Source organism: Pedobacter sp. AC190 (assembly GCF_979258025.1).
Genome location: NZ_OZ409824.1, coordinates 909121 through 926447, shown reverse-complemented (window position 1 = coordinate 926447; position 17327 = coordinate 909121). Strand labels below are relative to the sequence as shown.

Below are 17327 nucleotides of genomic sequence, written 5' to 3'. Positions count from 1 at the left end.
CAACACCCACACTTTAGTTACAATCCTTATATTTGCTAGTAAATCTTCTACAATTTGCTTACAGATTTACTAAATACCAATCCTGTATTTTTTTGCTTAGCGATCTTTCTGCTTGCTGGTGTAACTGTGGTTTTATCTATCCCTTCTATTATTCATACCTCGATTAAATATAATTTGTTTGATACAAATGATATGCATCGAAAAATTCATGGAGATAATATTTCCCGATTAGGCGGCCTGGCTATCGTTGCCAGCTTTACCATTGCCACGTTGCTGTTCTCGACGCTTACGGCATTCGAAGAAGCTAATTTTCTAATCACTTCTTGCATCATTCTGGCCGCATTAGGCTTAAAAGATGATGTCTATGGGAGTAATACCAGCACTAAATTTATTCTTCAACTCATTGTAGCAATTATATTAGTTTTCTTTGGTGGTTTCAGGCTAACCAGTTTATACGGCGTGATGGGTATTGGTGATATGAATCTGATCTGGGGCGGCGTATTCTCGGTAATACTAATTATTTTTCTGAACAATGCCTTTAACTTAATAGATGGTATAGATGGGTTAGCTGCCTCCATAGGAATAATTGCTAACCTGATTTTCGGGATTCTCTTTGCACTGATGGATCAAATACCCTATGCATTTATAGCTTTTGCACTGGCAGGTTCTGTAGCTGGGTTTTTAAAATTTAACTGGAACCCTGCAAAAATATTTATGGGCGATACAGGGGCTTTAATTATAGGACTCGTTACAGCTGCATTGTCGATAAAGTTTATTGAACTGAATAAGTTTTCTGGACAACTAGATCCATTTATTTATTCTGCGCCTGCAATCGCTGTTTCAATTTTAATTGTTCCCATTTTCGATTCGCTCCGCATTTTCACTGTTCGCATATTAAAAGGCAAATCTCCTTTTGATGGAGACAGAAATCACATTCATCATCGTATGGAGCGCTTGGGTATTAAAAATCCAATAATAATTCTTATAACTGCAAGTTTAAATATTGGAATGGTTGCAATGACGGTTATAATGCGGCATCTTGGAAATTTCTTTTTGATTTTTTTTATTATTGGCTTATGTGTTATTTTCGATTTTATCCTTTTCGTTCGTCTTCGAAAAATGGATAATAAGCAAATCATGAAACTCTAGATAAATGCTTCATCTTCTCATTAATCGCTCTATTGTCAAAGGCTTAATTTATCTCCTTCAATCTCAAAATAAACACTAATTTTGCGCTCTAATTTTAATAGATGAGAATTGCAATAAATGGTTTTGGAAGGATAGGAAGAACGTTCTTACGTTTGGCTTTCGCAGAAGGATTTGAAGTGGTGGCCATTAACGATTTGTCTGACCCAAAAACAATGGCACACCTTTTTAAATATGATACCGTTCATGGTGTATTTAAAGGTAAGGTTTCGGCTGTTCCCGATGCTTTGGTTATCGATGATGTTTCAATTCCTGTATTTTCAATTAAACATGCGATTCAATTACCCTGGGCAGCATTAAGAGTTGATATTGTTGTAGATTGTACGGGCAAAAACTTAACTCTGGAAGATGCGGAATGTCATCTTACCTCTGGCGCCAAACAGGTAATTATTTCTGCACCTGCAAACGATGATATTCCAATGGTTGTACTTGGTGTAAATGAAAATGAAATCGACTTAACCAGTAAAGTACTTTCTAATGCAAGTTGTACAACCAATAATATTGCACCAATGATTAAAATTCTGAACGATAACTGGGGAGTGGAAGAAGGTTATATCACAACCATCCATTCTATGACGGGCGATCAGAATCTGCACGATAGTAATCACAAAGATTTGCGTAGGGCAAGAGCAGCCTCAGCTTCAATTATTCCAACTACTACAGGAGCTGCGAAAGCCATTACCCATATTTTTCCCGAACTGGATGGCCGTTTAGGCGGGGCAGGTATCCGAGTTCCAGTATTAAACGGTTCATTAACAGATTTTACCTGTCTATTAAAGAAAAAAACAACCATCGAAGAAATAAATGCGGCCTTTAAAAATGCATCAGAAAACGAGTTTAAGGAGGTTTTGGAATATACTGAAGATCCAATCGTTTCTGTCGATATTATTGATAACCCACATTCTTGTATATTTGACGCGCAACTAACCTCCATAGTAGGCGATTTGGTGAAAGTAGTAGGTTGGTACGATAACGAATTTGGATACAGCAGCCGATTGGTTGACTTAATAAAAAAAATAAGCTTATTAAAAGCTGAATAAAAATAAGCTTTAGCAAATTACGGGAACGTTTGCATAGTTTTGAATATCCCTTTTTAAATGCAATTATGGTAAAATTCATCACCAAAGAAGAAGTACTTCCTTTAAGAAGCCTGGTTTTAAGAAACAGCAAGTCTTTTGAACACTGTCTTTTTGACGGGGATGATGCTTATGATACCTTTCACCTGGGCTATCAGCTGGGTGGTGAAATCCTTTCGATAGCTACTTTTATGCGGAACGATTTTTTTGAGGGCGCAGGAGAGGGCTATCAACTAAGAGGCATGGCTACGCATCCCGATTTCGGGGGAAAAGGTTATGGCGCAGCATTAATTTCTTTTGCGATAGAATATTTAAAAGAATACCAAACCAATTATTTGTGGTGTAATGCCCGATCGACGGCAGCAGCATTTTACAAAAAGATTGGATTTACAACCGAGTCTCCAGAATTTGATATTCCTGGAATCGGTTTCCATTATGAAATGAAATTAAACTTAAATCAAAAATAATAAAGCATGAAAACAGTAGACCAGTTTAACTTTAAAGATAAGAAAGCGCTAATCCGTGTAGATTTCAACGTTCCTTTGGATGATGAATTTAAAATTACGGATGATAAAAGAATGCGTGCTGCACTACCAACGATCCAAAAAATATTAAACGATGGTGGTTCAGTTATTCTGATGTCGCACTTAGGTCGCCCGAAAGATGGACCGACTAACAAATACTCTTTAAAGCATATTCTGGGCGATTTATCTCGCATGCTGGATTTAGAGGTGAAATTTGCAGATGATTGCATTGGCGAATCGGCAGTAAATCAAGCTAAAAACTTATTTCCAGGCCAGGTCTTGTTATTAGAAAACCTTCGTTTCTATAAAGAAGAAGAAAAAGGTGATGTTGCTTTCGCTGAAAAGTTAGCTGCTTTGGGCGATGTTTATGTTAACGATGCTTTCGGTACAGCACACCGTGCACACGCTTCTACAGCCGTAATTGCACAATTTTTCCCTGATGCAAAATACTTTGGTTATTTAATGGCATCTGAATTAGAAAATGCAGAGAAAATATTAAACCATGCCGAACGTCCGTTTACTGCGATTATGGGTGGAGCAAAAGTGTCAGATAAAATTCTTTTGATCGAAAAACTGTTGGATAAAGTAGATAATATCATTATAGGTGGTGGTATGGCTTACACCTTTGCTAAAGCGCTGGGTGGCGAGATTGGTACTTCACTTTTAGAAGCAGATAAGCAAGAACTTTCTTTAGAATTGATCGAAAAAGCGAAAGCAAAAGGTGTGAACTTAATCCTTCCTGTAGATACCGTAATTGCAGATAAATTTGCAAACGATGCAGCTAAAAAAGATGTAGATTCTGGTCAGATTCCTGCAGATTGGATGGGACTTGATATTGGCCCTAAATCCGCAGCTTTATTTGCTGAGGTGATTAAAAACTCTAAAACATTACTTTGGAATGGTCCAATGGGCGTTTTCGAAATGGAAAGCTTCGAAGTTGGAACAAAGGCAGTTGCTGAAGCAGTTGTTGCAGCTACTAAAGATAATGGCGCATTCTCTTTAATTGGTGGTGGAGATTCGGCTGCGGCTATTGCAAAATTCGGAATGGAAGATGCTGTAAGTTATGTTTCTACCGGTGGAGGTGCATTATTAGAATACATGGAAGGTAAAGAATTACCTGGCGTTAAAGCCATTAACGAGTAATTCTGATGTTACTTTTTTAAAAAAAGAATTATATAAAAGAAAGCCTGGATGTGAAAATCACAATTCCAGGCTTTTTTGTTATTAAGAGATCTTCTATTCTATTATTTACCCATAACGCCATAGCCGATAAAATATACATTTTCCCAGGATTTGATTATCGCCTTCACATTGATTTGGAAAAGATATTTAATTAAAATAACAGGATATATTGCCGAGGGTTCAATTTTAGCGGTCTGATTTTTTTTCCAAATTGAAAACCTATTATACTGATCTTCTATTTCTTTAATTTCGTTGACTTCGCTGAAAAATACTTATGAGATGTGAATTTTGATTATAATTATACATATATCGTGAAATAGGTTTATCAAATATAGACGAAAGATATTTGTTGGTTGTGAAAATGATTATAATTTTTGAATTATGCGAGCCTAACTTCCTTGCAAAATATTCAACGATCCTAATCGAATTTATAAATCTACTTCGTATTCGAAAGGGAGTTGCTGAAGCAGTTGTTGGAGCAACTAAAGATAATGGCGCATTCTCTTTAATTGGTGGTGGCGATTCAGCTGCGGCTATTGCAAAATTCGGAATGGAAGATGCTGTAAGTTATGTTTCTACTGGTGGCGGTGCATTATTAGAATATATGGAAGGTAAGGAATTGCCTGGCGTTATAGCCATTAACGAGTAATTCTAGTATTCCTTTCTTAAAAAAAGAATTTATATAAAAGAAAGCCTGGATGTGAATGAATCACAATTCCAGGCTTTTTGTTTAAGTGGGAGCGCGAGTATATTAACCCTTGTTTTTTTATAGCAGAACCAGGATCGCTTTCAATCTTTAATTTAGAAATGGTTAGGATGCGTTTTCAAATTCTTCGAACAACGTTTCCAGAATTGATTTCTCCTGAAAAATAGCGCCACTTGATACTTCGTCAACTGGGCTGAATACAATAAGAGAATTCTGATCACAATCTACAAAATTGGTCAGTTCTGTAAATTTATCCGATGCGATTTTAAAAACCATTATAGTTTTCTTCTTCGAATTAGGCATTTGTTTGGTTTTGTTTTATTAGTTTACTAAGTGGTTATGCTTTCGTAAAATCATATTCGAAGGCATTTTACAAATGTTGAATTTTTCATGCACAATTGATTGGAATGATCAACCAAGAATGTAATGAAATTATAAATCATTACATATTTATGCCTTTTTAAGATCTTTCAGATAGGTAGATGGAGTTTTACCAGTGGATTTCTTAAAAGCTACAAAGAAAGTGTTTCTTGATGAAAAGCCAGCATCAAGTGCTATAGCCTCCAGGGTCAATTGTTTCCAGGCTCCAGAATCTAATCTTTCCTTGATGTAGACAAGGCGGAGGTTATTAATATAGTTGTTGAAATTAAGCTGATAATGGTTATTAAATAAATCTGATAGTTTATGGCTTGGTACATCAAGCTGAGAGGCAAGCTCGCTAAGGGTGAGCCCGTTTTTCCTGAATATCTGTTTTTCAATGATAAATGTTTCCACCTGCTGAACCAAATTTTCGTCGACCATTTTTGCTTTCGTTTTCTCTAAAGCATTAATATCAGATTTATCTTCACTGGTCGAGAGGACTTGGCTTTCCTGTAATCGATCTGTTTTTCTCAATCCAAATATCAGCTCTGGATTAATAAAGAAGCTTAGGCTCAGTAAAAGTAAACAGCAGCAAAGCAATAAAATTATATTGCTCTGGTGAAGTATAAACCAAACCCTGTTCAGGTTTTTTAGTATCAGTACGTTAACGATTAGCATCCCGATAAATATGGTTAAACAGATACTAGAAAATAAATAAACCCAGTTAACAATTTTGGTGTTAGACTTTTTACGTGATGCTGCTCTGGCTAATTTGAATTGCAAACCCGTGTAAATTATAGCCGATATAGGAAAGGTAAACCAGTGCCATGGTTCGACAATATATTTATGCTCTGAGAAGGCAAATTTAACATCTGATGCAATTTTTCTTACAACCTCCAGCTGTGCAGGATAATCGAGTAAATTATAAGGTAAAACGGAAATAACCGCAGGAATAACAATTAAAAAATGAAGTAGATGGGTTTTCCTGAATTTTGCATGCTCAATGCTCAGCGATCCCCTTACATAAATATATAAGCATGGAGCGATGGCATAGTAGAGTGGTAAACCTTTGTTAAATAAAAATGGGTAATTCCTAATGTAACCAGAATTAGTCATCAGAAAAATTAATGCATACCAGGCGATTCCGAAAATGGCGGTAGCCAATAAAAAGTTAAGGTATTTTTTTGAGCCACCGTATAAAGAAAGCTGGATAATTACTAAAGAAAGAATAAATATTGCACCGATAACGGTGAAAAAAAAGGGATGCAAAGTTGTTGTCGTTTAGGGGTTACTAAAATATAAATAATATCTTATCAAAGCAGCCTTTATCACACTGTCTAAGTAATAGTTTTATCAAATTTTTTATCCAGATTTCTTGTGCTTTTTAAAGCCCAGTATACTAAAACTGGCTGAAAAAATAGCCTCGCCAACCTTTTGGCATCTGTGTCTAATCCAAAGGCACTTCTTCTATTCGTGTATTGAGCGATATTGCCTGGAAAAACGGCTACAAACATGGATGCAGCCACTAAGCCCAGCAGTTTTTCGTGTTTTTTAGGCGCTAAAATTAATGCGGTGCCGAGTGCAATCTCTCCAAATCCCGAAATTAAAACCGTATCGTCTTTTTTTAAGGGTACCCAATTCGGAACCTGTGCCTGGAATGCCTTCCTGGCAAAACTTAAATGCCCGATTCCTGCAAATATAAGCCCTGCTCCTAAAAGAATTTTTGCTGCTCTTTTTAAATTTTCATTTCCCATCTCCATGAAGTTTTAAATAATAACAAAAAATTTTGAATTATGTTCTTTTTCAATACATCACTTATTAGAGTGTTTTATTTGGATTATACCAATAATGGAAAGTGTAAAATATAATTAATGCAATCGGTTGCAATTTTGAAAATATATCCATACTTTAGGCATACCAAATAGAATAATATCATTTTGATTAGTGTATGCAAGATAAGGAAATTACAATTTACGATTTAGCTGAGCGACTGAATATATCTGCAACTACAGTAAGCAGGGGGTTGCAAGATCACCCTGCAATTAATAAAAAAACAAAAAAGAAAATCTTTGATTTAGCTACCGAGCTAGGTTACCGGTCTAATAAATTTGCAAGTAACTTGCGCAGGCAGAAAACCAATACAATTGGTGTTATTGTCCCAAGGCTAAATAGTTTGTTTATGTCGGCAGTTATTTCAGGCATCGAAAAAATAGTTAATAATTCAGGCTATAACTTAATTATCAGTCAGTCTTTTGAGCAGGAAAAGAAAGAGAAAGCCAATGCTGCAACTATGTTTAACAGCAGAGTTGATGCCTTAATTGTTTCTCTTGCTTCTGATACCCAGGATTTCAGCCATTTTGATAGCTTTAACAAGAAAAATATTCCCATTATATTTTTCGATCGCGTGGCAGAAGAAATTCAATCTACCAAGGTGTTGATTGATAACTTTAAGGCAGGTTATTCGATTACCAAACATTTAATTGAGCAGGGCTGTAAGGAGATTCTTCACATAACAGGAAACATCTCCAGAAATGTATACAGAGATAGATTCGAGGGTTATAAAAAAGCATTAGCAGATCACAAAATCGAGTTTAGGCCAGACTTGTTTATCTCTAATGATTTAACTGAACAAGTCTTACAGGATCATTTTGCGAATGATATTTTTAAAAGGGATAAAATGCCCGATGGCTTATTCATAACCAACGACTCTGCCGCTGCAGTTGCACTAACCATTTTGAAGGACGCTGGTTTTAGTGTACCCAAGGATGTTGCAATTGTAGGTTTTAATAATGATCTAATATCTCGTGTTACAGAGCCTGCAATTACGACCGTAAATTACCCTGGAAATGAAATGGGCGAAAACATTGCCCGTATTTTAATCAATCATTTAGACGGAGAAGGAGATTTGAGCTTTACCAGTACTGTCATTTTAAATGCTGAACTAATCGTCAGACCATCATCACAAAGAAATAAAAAATAATGAATAAACAAATAGCGGTTGTAACAGGCGGTGGGGCTGGATTAGGCTTGGCGATTACAGAGAAATTGGTAAAAGAAGGTATCCAAACCGTAATAATTGGCCGGAATGAAGATAAATTGAGCTTGGTAGCCAGGGAGCTTGGTCATTTATGTAGTTATAAAGTTTTCGATCTGCAGAACCTGGCAGCCATACCAGCGCTAATTGATCAGATACATACAGAATTTGGAGCGATTGATATTTTGGTTAATAATGCGGGTATCAACATGAAGAAGCCCTTTATTGAAGTTACTGATGAAGACTTCGCGACCATAATCCAAACCAATTTAAGTTCGGTATTTGCAATTAGCAGAGAAGTGGTAAAGAAAATGCTGTTTGTAGGTGCTGGAAATATAGTGAATATAAGTTCGATGGCAGCTCAATACGGTATTCCAAAAGTTATTGCCTATTCTGCGGCAAAAACAGGCATTGAAGGCATGACAAGGGCTATGGCAACCGAGTTATCTCCGTTAGGCATTCGCATTAACTGCGTGGCGCCAGGTTTTATCAAAACAGCTATGTCGGCAAAGGCTTTAGATGCCGATCCAGAACGTAAGAATAAGGTTTTTTCAAGAACACCAATGGGTAAAATGGGCGATCCCGAGGATGTAGCAGAAGCCGTATATTTCTTATGTTCGAATGCTTCGAAATATGTTACGGGTGTAATTATGCCTATTGATGGGGGAAATTCCATCGGATTTTAGTTTAGTAAATAAATGTTTTCGAGTATAAAGCACAAGTTGCTTTATACTCAAAAAAATAACCAAATATATGAGCAGGGATTCTAGATTTTTAAAATTTATGGCATCGGTGTGGGTTTATTTAATCCTTTCAGGTGTCTTCTATACTGCTCACGCTCAGCAATTAACTGTTGAACCTGGTTTGGATAATCAAGGGCTGAAAGATTTTTATAGCAATTATTTTCCAATTGGCGTAGCCGTTGGTTTGAGAAATCTAAGAGGAGACGAATCGGTATTAATCAAAAAACAATTTAATAGTTTAACGGCTGAAAATGCAATGAAAATGGCTCCTTTACAACCAAAGGAAGGGGAGTTTTATTGGAAGGCTGCAGATTCGATCGTAAACTTCGCAGTTAAAAATGGCATCAAAATACGTGGGCATAACCTTTGCTGGCACCAGCAAACACCCGATTGGATGTTTAAAGATGGTGATGAACAAGTATCTAAAGAAACCTTACTCAAACGTTTAAAAACACACATCAATACAGTTGTTGGTCGTTATAAAGGAAAAATTTACGCATGGGATGTAATGAATGAGGCAATTGACGATAATCCTGCAAATTTCCTGCGGAATTCTAAATGGTTCGAAATCTGTGGAGAAGATTTTATAACTAAGGCTTTTGCGTATGCGCATGAGGCAGATCCCGAAGCAAAACTTTATTATAACGATTACAATAGCGAATTGCCCGAAAAACGAGAACGAATTTATAAACTTCTAAAAAGCCTTAAGGGTAAAGGTGTACCAATAGATGGAGTGGGCTTACAAGCGCATTGGTCGTTAAAGTCACCAACAGAAGCAGATTTACGCACCGCTATAGAAAGGTATTCATCCCTGGGTTTAAAAATTCAGTTCACAGAGTTAGATATTTCCATTTATCCATGGGAAAAGGATAGAAGAGCGAAAAGGCCTGGCGAGTCAGATCAATTCACTGCCGATTTGGAAGCCAGACAAGCGGCAAAATATGCCATGGTTTTTAATGTATTCAGAGCATATAAAGATGTAATTACCAATGTTACTTTTTGGAATGTTTCCGATCGCCACAGCTGGTTGGATGAATATCCGGTTATGGGAAGAAAAAATTACCCTCTACTTTTTGATACTAATCTGCAACCAAAAAAAGCTTATTGGGAAGTTATCAATTTTAAAAGCAAATAATATGAAGAAACTTAGCCTGTTAATTCTTTTAGTCAGTTTTAAAGCAATTGCTTTCGCAGCAGGTGCAAATCCATTTGTAACAAAAGTTTATACACCTGGAAGTTTTCCAATTGCGAAAAAAGGCAAGGTCTCATCTATTTTGGTGAGTGGTACTGACTGGCCTGGGGTAATCAGAGCTGCTAAAGATCTTCAGTTAGATATAGAAAAGGTTACAGGTGTTAAGCCAGATTTCCTAGCCGATAAAAAATCGACAATGGCCATTATAGTTGGCACCATTGGAAAAAGTGAAATCATTAATCAACTTATAAGAGCAAATAAAATTGATGTGGCTGGCATTGCAGGGAATTGGGAAAGTACCTTAATTCAGGTGGTAAAGAACCCAGTTGCAGGTATAGATTCGGCGCTGGTTATTGCAGGGAGTGATAAGCGTGGTGCAATCTATGGTATTTACGAACTCTCCACTCAAATTGGGGTTTCGCCTTGGTATTATTGGGCTGATGTTCCGGTGAAAAAAAGTGAAACACTTTATGCTATTGGTGGTCGACATGTCATTGCATCGCCAGCGGTAAAATACAGAGGCATATTTTTAAATGATGAGGCACCAGCTTTATCGGGTTGGAGCAGAAAGGAATTTGGTGGTTTTAATAGTAAATTTTATGGGAAGGTTTTTGAATTAATTTTAAGACTAAAAGGCAATTATTTATGGCCTGCAATGTGGGGAAGTGCATTTAATGATGATGATAAAATGAATCCCGTTTTGGCTGATGAGTATGGAATGGTAATCGGTACTTCGCATCACGAACCTTTAACCCGAGCCCACGATGAGTGGAAGCGGTACAATGGTGGGAAATGGAATTACGATCAAAATCCAGCGCAGCTAAGAGCGTTTTGGGAAAGTGGCTTAAAGCGGGTGGCGGGTAAAGAGCAGATTATTACCGTTGGTATGCGTGGTGACGGCGATGAGCCTATGACAGAAGGAACAGCAACTGCTTTGCTGGAAAAGATTGTTAAAGATCAACGGGAAATTATAGAAAAAGTTACAGAGAAACCAGCAGCAGAAACGCCACAGCTTTGGGCGCTTTATAAAGAGGTTCAAGCTTATTATGATAAGGGCATGAGAGTACCCAATGATATTACTTTGCTGCTTTGTGATGATAATTGGGGGAACATTAGGAAATTGCCAAAGTTAAACGAAGCACCAAGAAAAGGTGGTTATGGCATTTATTACCATTTTGATTATGTGGGCGATCCTAGAAATTATAAGTGGATTAATACCAACCCCATTCAAAAAGTTTGGGAACAAATGCATTTAGCTTACCAGTACAATGCAAATCAAATCTGGATTGTTAACGTTGGCGATTTGAAGCCTATGGAATTCCCAATTTCATTTTTTCTGGATTATGCATGGGCTCCAGATGCCATTCCTGCAGAAAAACTGAAACAGTACACCATTGATTGGAGTGCTGAACAGTTTGGAGAGCAGTTCGCCCCAGAAATTGCTGACATATTGGATCGCTATTCGAAGTATAACGGCAGGATAAAACCCGAACTGCTTTCGGATAGTATTTATAGTTTAATAAATTATAATGAATTTGAAAACGTGGTTTCGGATTATAAAGATCTGGAGCAGAAAACCAGCCTGATTTACAGCCAAATTCAAGCAGACCAAAAGGATGCATTTTACCAATTAGTTATGCACCCGGTAGAGGCCAGCGCCAATTTATACGAACTATATTTTAATGTAGCTAAGAATAAACTTTATGCCAGACAAGGTCGGTTTTCTGCAAATGCCTTCGCTGATAAAGTGAGTGTGTTGTATAAAAAAGATGAAGCCATAACGCATTATTATAACAAAATCTTGGCAGGTGGTAAGTGGGATCATATGATGGATCAAACTCATATAGGTTATACTTATTGGCAACAGCCTGAACAAAACAGCATCCCTAAAACCATTACCCTTGCTTATAAAAGTAATTTGAATAAAGCGGAAATGGGTTTGTCAATTGAAGGTAGTGATTCATCGTGGACGGGTAAATCAAAAGTTAATTTTACATTGCCTTCTTTCGATTATTATAGCAATAAACCTCACTATTTCGAACTTTTTAACAAAGCTAAAGGCAGCTTCAGTTATGAAATAAAATCATCAGCATTTGTAAAAATTAAGGAGGTAAAAGGAACTGTAAATGATGAGAAGCGTATTTGGCTGAGTATTGATTGGGACAAAGCTCCTGCAGCAAAATCGCAAGCTTTTGTTACGGTTTCTGCAAGCGATGGTTCTAAAATCACGATGCTGTTAAATGTTGATAACAGACGGTTTGCTGATAAAAATATAAATGCTTTCCTACCAGATAATGGTTATATCGCAATCGAAGCACCTAATTATACCAAGGCTGTTGGCAGCAGACCCATCTTCTGGAAAAACATTCCAAATTATGGAAAAACCTTGGGTGGTATGATGCCAGTACCTGTTACTTCGTCTACTCAAAATTTAGACGCCAATACACCACATTTAGAATATGATATTTACCTAAATGAAACTGGAACTTTTGAACTGAATAGTTTCATATCTCCAACCATAGATTTTACAAATGGAGATGGATTGAAATTCGCTGTTTCTATTAACGATGAAGCCCCTGTTGTTGTAAATATTAGTAGCGATTATAAGACTGAAACGGCCTGGAGAAAATCTGTAGCTGATAACATTAAAATTTTTAAAACACCATTAAAATTTAGTCAGACAGGAAAGCATACCTTGAAATATTGGATGATTAGTCCAGGTGTTGTGTTGCAAAAATTAGTTTTAAACCTTGGCGGCTTAAAACCTAGTTTTTTAGGTGCGCCAGAAACTTTTGTATTGAAGTAAAATAATCCATTTATAAATCTGAAAATAAGATGATGAATAATTTTAAAAAGCTATCTGGCATAGCAATAATTATGGCTCTTGCTGCAACCAGTTCATGCCAGCAAAATACTGGAGCTAAAAACGAACTGAAAAATGATACGGTTAAAAAGTCGAAATTTCTTAGCGAACCTTTAATTAAAGATATTTATACGGCTGACCCCTCAGCTCATATTTTTAACGGTAAAATATATATTTATCCTTCTCACGATATAGAATCGGGTACGCCGGAGAACGACAATGGGGACCATTTTGATATGAAAGATTATCATATTTTAAGCATGGATAGTATAAATGGTAAGGTTACCGATCATGGTGTGGCACTTAGCGTTAAAGATATTCCATGGGCAGGAAGGCAACTTTGGGCGCCTGATGTTGCTTTTAAAAATGGTACTTATTACCTGTATTTTCCAGTTAAGGATAAAAATGATGTATTCCGTATTGGTGTTGCAACATCAAAGAGCCCAGCTGGTCCGTTTAAGGCAGAACCAAAGCCTATAGAAGGTAGTTTTAGTATTGATCCTGCTGTGTTTACGGATACTGATGGCACTAGTTATATGTATTATGGTGGTATATGGGGAGGCCAACTGCAACGTTGGAATAATGGAAAATATGACGCTAATGGTTCTAAAACAGATTCGGGAAAAGAAAACGAACCAGCATTGGAGGCAAAAGTTGTTAAGCTGAGTAAAAATATGCTGGGCTTTGATGAGGCTGTTAAAGATGTTGTAATTTTAGATGCTGCGGGCAAACCACTTTTAACCAACGATCATGACCGTAGATTTTTTGAAGGCGCCTGGATGCATAAATCTAACGGGAAATATTATTTCACTTATTCTACCGGCGATACTCACTTTCTCGCTTCAGCAATAGGCGATAGCCCTTACGGGCCTTTTAAATATCAGGGTACATTTATGAATCCGGTTCAAGGATGGACAACCCACCATTCTATTGTAGAAGTAAAAGGTAAGTGGTATATTTTTTATCACGATACCCAACTATCTAATAAAACGCATTTGAGAAATGTGAAGGTTACCGAACTGCGCCATAAAGACGACGGCACAATTGCGCTAATCGATCCAATAAATAAATAAAAAAAATCCTGCTCCATTTATAAAAAGAGCAGGATTTTTTTTAGAGCCCTTTGGTGGTTAACCAGATTTTATGTTAGGAAGAATTCTTTTTTTTTGAGCTAAAAAGAATTTCATCATTTCAGGTAAATACTTAAATTGCCAAAACAAGCTGTTAAGTTATATCTAACTTCATTGTCTTATTAGGTAACTTTGCTCACCACATTTAAATTTGAAAAAGAAAACAACCATATACGATATCGCAAAAGAGCTAAACATTACAGTTTCAACTGTATCAAGAGCTTTAAGTGGTTTCCCTGCAATAAGCGATGCGACTAAAAAGGCGGTTGTGGAGATGGCTAAAAAACTAAATTATAGTCCAAATAAGCTTGCTTCTGCATTAAAATCTGGTAAAACCCATATTATTGGTGTAATTGTGCCAAGTGTACAGGCGCATTTTTTTGCATCGATTATTCACTGCATTGAAGACGGGCTAAAAGACAGTGGTTACCGGGTAATTATATATCAATCAAACGAATCTGTTGAAAATGAAATTAACGGGGTAAGAACTTTACTCGAAGCCCAGGTTGATGGGATTATGGCTTCTATGTCTCTGGAAACTGAAGACGTTTCACATTTTGCCGAAATTATTAAACAGAATAAACCTTTAATTTTATTTGATCGGGTTAACGTAGATTTAGCCGTACCTACAATAACTTTGGATGATTTTAAAGCAGGTTATCTAGCTACGCAACATTTGATAGACAGAGGTTATAAAAAAATTGCATTTATCACGACTATTCATCAGATTAAAATTTTTAATGACAGGCTTAAAGGTTACAAGGCTTGTTTGCAGGATAATAACTTGCCAGTATTAGATGAGCATATCGTTTTTGGTGGCTTATCCATAAAAGATGGCAGATTTGGTGCAGGTAAACTGATCAGAAGTGAGCATAAGCCAGATGCAATAGTTGCTGGCGATGATTTTACGGCATTGGGTGTAATTAAAAAACTTAAGGAAATTGACGAAACACCACCTGAAATAGGTGTTATTGGTTTTGCTAACGAAGCTTTTTCGGCCTACATAACACCGAATTTATCAACGATAGATCAGCACGCACCGCAAATTGGTTCCGAGTGTGCAAAAATGTTTCTAAAAATGATTCAGCAGGAAAATCCTTATGAAAATATAGAACATATTGTACTTGACCCAACCGTTGTTGCCCGGCAATCTACTGATAAAAATCATCAAAGGTAGCTTTAAAAAACTTCTATAAGCAATTTTGCTAGAAATCTTTACTATCTATATTGTTAATTTAATCTTGTGTCGATAAACCAACTGATTTGATCCCATTGTACTAACCCTTATTAATTTTCAAACAACTAGTACTTTCGATAGCGCTAATCAACGATTTCGTGGGCAATAATATGTTCATGCCGAATATAGATTCAGCTTGCTAGTCAGAATTCATCACGGCAACAAGTTTATGACTGAAATTATTGATTTGCGTAGCATAAATTCTTGAAGTGATCATTTCGACATGGAATCTTTTGATCCGTTACACTGCAATCCCCAGCCAGGTAAGGGCATATTTTATTGTTTAACTAACCACTATAGTATTTAGGGAAACTGAAGTAGTAAATGCTTCGAATAGGATTTTTTTTTATCCATAGCCAAAACTCATAGTGCAAATATTTAATGCTAATTCGAATAAAATTTACAAACCAATCAAATTTTTAATGCTAATTAAGATTGTTTTACAAATTTTTAATGTTAAATACTCGATCGGATCGTTATAATTCTTAAACTAAGCATTACGCATCTTTATAACAGCTTATTGTATATAATCATTTGTGCGATGATGCAAGTCAAATTAGGAAATAATATTTTTAACTTGAGAAAAAGAACTCTTTTGCAGAGCGCCTTTTGTAGAGTTGCTGTCGGTTGATATGATTGGTAATTTGCAATTGCTTCCCGAGGCGTAGATTATGGGGATTGTAATTCTTCGTCACTTTTGGTGAAATAAAGGGGTTCAGTTGCAAGCATGATCCTATAACAAAATCAAAACATCTTTAAAATCAAATTTCCTTCGAGTGATAATTAACTTTTTTTTTATTTCATCAAAAGTGACGAAGAACCAACGACGCTTGAATCTCCAGTTAATTATTTGAAAATACTTTTTTGTATGCCCATTTCTAACCCACGTATCTCTGCAAGGCCTTTTAACCGCCCAATAGCGGAATAGCCAGGATAAGGATTCTTATCTAAATCATCAAGCATTTGGTGTCCATGATCCGGTCGCATCGGTATTGCTCTATTCTCTTTGTGCATTAGTTTAACTGCCTGGGTAACCAAAGTAAACATATCTGCATTTCCTTCTAAATGATTAGCCTCGTAAAAATTCCCTGCATCGTCTCTTTGCGTGCTTCTTAAATGAAGAAAATATATTCTCGAACCTAATCTTTCCATCATGCCAGGTAAATCATTGTCTGGTCTGGCACCGAAAGAACCGCTGCAAAAACAAAGGCCATTTGATTTTGCAGGAACTTGTTCTATAATGAAACGGGCATCTTCTTCGGTACTCATTATTCTTGGTAAACCTAGTATTGGGTAGGGTGGGTCATCAGGATGGATAGCCATTTGCATACCGTTTTCATCGGCTACAGGCGTAATCTCTTGCAGAAAGTGAACCAGGTTCTCTTTTAGGTTACTTCTGGTAATTCCCTTAAAGCCATTAAGCAAGTTTAAAACCTGCTCAGGGGTAAAGCTATCCTTACTGCCTGGTAAGCCCTGTAAGCAATTGCCCATTAACTTCTCCCGCTCTTCAGGGCTAAGCTTTTCAAAATGAGCGGTTGCGTGCTCTACTTCGGTTTTAGAATAATCAGCTTCGGCGTTTGGTCTTTTGAGTAAAAACAAATCAAAAGCAATAAAGGCCGATTTTTCGAAGCGCAGGGCTAATGCACCTGTTTGGGTTTCGAACTTTAAATTGGTTCGCATCCAATCTAAAACGGGCATAAAATTATAAGTAATTACCTTAATGCCACATGAGGCAAGATTGGCTAAACTGATCTTGTAATTTTCTATCCAAGTTTGATACTGGCCGGCTCGTTTTTTAATATCCTCGTGAACGGGTAAACTTTCTACAACGCTCCAAAACATTCCATGTTTTTCTATTTCGGCTTTTCTTTTTTCGATTTCAGCTATGGGCCATATTTCACCAACTGAAATATGATGTAGCGCCGTTACAACACCTTGGCAGCCTGCTTGTTTAATGTTGGTTAAGCTTACAATATCTTCTGGTCCATACCAGCGCATGGTCTCAATCATTTTCATAGTAAAAAACTCTACTTATTTAGTTTGTGCAATCGGTACAGTGTAAAAATACACCATT

Annotated in this window: 14 protein-coding genes and 1 pseudogene; 11 read left to right on the top strand and 4 right to left on the bottom strand. The window is 36.7% G+C overall.

The window, feature by feature from the left end:
• Positions 1-54 precede the first annotated feature (54 nt).
• The 5 genes and pseudogenes from ACZZZI_RS04075 to pgk form a co-directional block, all read left to right on the top strand.
• On the top strand, positions 55-1149 hold the full coding sequence (locus tag ACZZZI_RS04075) for an MraY family glycosyltransferase (RefSeq protein WP_344765062.1): 1095 nt from the start codon (positions 55-57) through the stop codon (positions 1147-1149).
• A gap of 101 nt (positions 1150-1250) precedes the next feature.
• A complete protein-coding gene (gene gap / locus ACZZZI_RS04070; protein WP_344765060.1) occupies positions 1251-2246 on the top strand; it encodes a type I glyceraldehyde-3-phosphate dehydrogenase in 996 nt (331 codons plus the stop codon).
• A 65-nt stretch (positions 2247-2311) separates the two neighbouring features.
• Positions 2312-2749: a GNAT family N-acetyltransferase gene (locus ACZZZI_RS04065; protein ID WP_463488643.1), complete on the top strand. Its 438-nt coding sequence runs from the start codon at positions 2312-2314 to the stop codon at positions 2747-2749.
• A gap of 6 nt (positions 2750-2755) precedes the next feature.
• Positions 2756-3949, top strand: a complete 1194-nt coding sequence (locus ACZZZI_RS04060; RefSeq protein WP_344765056.1) for a phosphoglycerate kinase — start codon at positions 2756-2758, stop codon at positions 3947-3949.
• A gap of 490 nt (positions 3950-4439) precedes the next feature.
• Positions 4440-4637: pseudogene (pgk, locus tag ACZZZI_RS04055) on the top strand (phosphoglycerate kinase); the annotation flags it as partial.
• A gap of 162 nt (positions 4638-4799) precedes the next feature.
• Here the strand turns inward: pgk and ACZZZI_RS04050 are convergent.
• The 3 genes from ACZZZI_RS04050 to ACZZZI_RS04040 form a co-directional block, all read right to left on the bottom strand.
• Positions 4800-4997, bottom strand: a complete 198-nt coding sequence (locus ACZZZI_RS04050) for a hypothetical protein (protein ID WP_344765054.1) — start codon at positions 4995-4997, stop codon at positions 4800-4802.
• 147 nt (positions 4998-5144) lie between these two features.
• Positions 5145-6323 carry a helix-turn-helix domain-containing protein gene (locus tag ACZZZI_RS04045; RefSeq protein WP_463488642.1) on the bottom strand — a complete coding sequence of 393 codons (1179 nt, stop codon included), beginning with the start codon at positions 6321-6323 and terminating at the stop codon, positions 5145-5147.
• Positions 6324-6391: 68 nt separating this feature from the next.
• The gene (locus tag ACZZZI_RS04040) at positions 6392-6808 is read right to left on the bottom strand and encodes a DoxX family protein (protein WP_463488641.1); all 417 of its coding nucleotides are present in this window, start codon (positions 6806-6808) and stop codon (positions 6392-6394) included.
• Between the two features lie 194 nt (positions 6809-7002).
• Between ACZZZI_RS04040 and ACZZZI_RS04035 the strand changes: the two genes are divergently transcribed.
• The 6 genes from ACZZZI_RS04035 to ACZZZI_RS04010 all read left to right on the top strand — a co-directional run bounded on the left by ACZZZI_RS04035 (position 7003) and on the right by ACZZZI_RS04010 (position 15193).
• Positions 7003-8034, top strand: coding sequence for a LacI family DNA-binding transcriptional regulator (locus ACZZZI_RS04035; protein ID WP_463488640.1), 1032 nt, complete (start codon positions 7003-7005; stop codon positions 8032-8034).
• Positions 8034-8774, top strand: a complete 741-nt coding sequence (locus ACZZZI_RS04030; RefSeq protein ID WP_463488639.1) for an SDR family NAD(P)-dependent oxidoreductase — start codon at positions 8034-8036, stop codon at positions 8772-8774. The genes ACZZZI_RS04035 and ACZZZI_RS04030 overlap by 1 nt, the downstream gene beginning before the upstream one ends.
• 67 nt (positions 8775-8841) lie before the next feature.
• Entirely contained in the window at positions 8842-9966 is a 1125-nt protein-coding gene (locus ACZZZI_RS04025) for an endo-1,4-beta-xylanase (RefSeq protein WP_463488638.1), read from the top strand.
• 1 nt (position 9967) lies between these two features.
• On the top strand, positions 9968-12829 hold the full coding sequence (locus ACZZZI_RS04020) for a glycosyl hydrolase 115 family protein (RefSeq protein ID WP_463488637.1): 2862 nt from the start codon (positions 9968-9970) through the stop codon (positions 12827-12829).
• Positions 12830-12858: 29 nt separating this feature from the next.
• Positions 12859-13959 carry a glycoside hydrolase family 43 protein gene (locus ACZZZI_RS04015; protein WP_463488636.1) on the top strand — a complete coding sequence of 367 codons (1101 nt, stop codon included), beginning with the start codon at positions 12859-12861 and terminating at the stop codon, positions 13957-13959.
• A gap of 208 nt (positions 13960-14167) precedes the next feature.
• Positions 14168-15193 carry a LacI family DNA-binding transcriptional regulator gene (locus tag ACZZZI_RS04010; protein ID WP_463488635.1) on the top strand — a complete coding sequence of 342 codons (1026 nt, stop codon included), beginning with the start codon at positions 14168-14170 and terminating at the stop codon, positions 15191-15193.
• A gap of 906 nt (positions 15194-16099) precedes the next feature.
• On the opposite strand, the gene uxuA is transcribed toward ACZZZI_RS04010, so the two are convergent.
• Positions 16100-17269 (bottom strand): mannonate dehydratase, encoded by a 1170-nt coding sequence (gene uxuA / locus ACZZZI_RS04005; protein WP_463488634.1) that lies wholly within the window; start codon positions 17267-17269, stop codon positions 16100-16102.
• Positions 17270-17327: the final 58 nt, after the last annotated feature.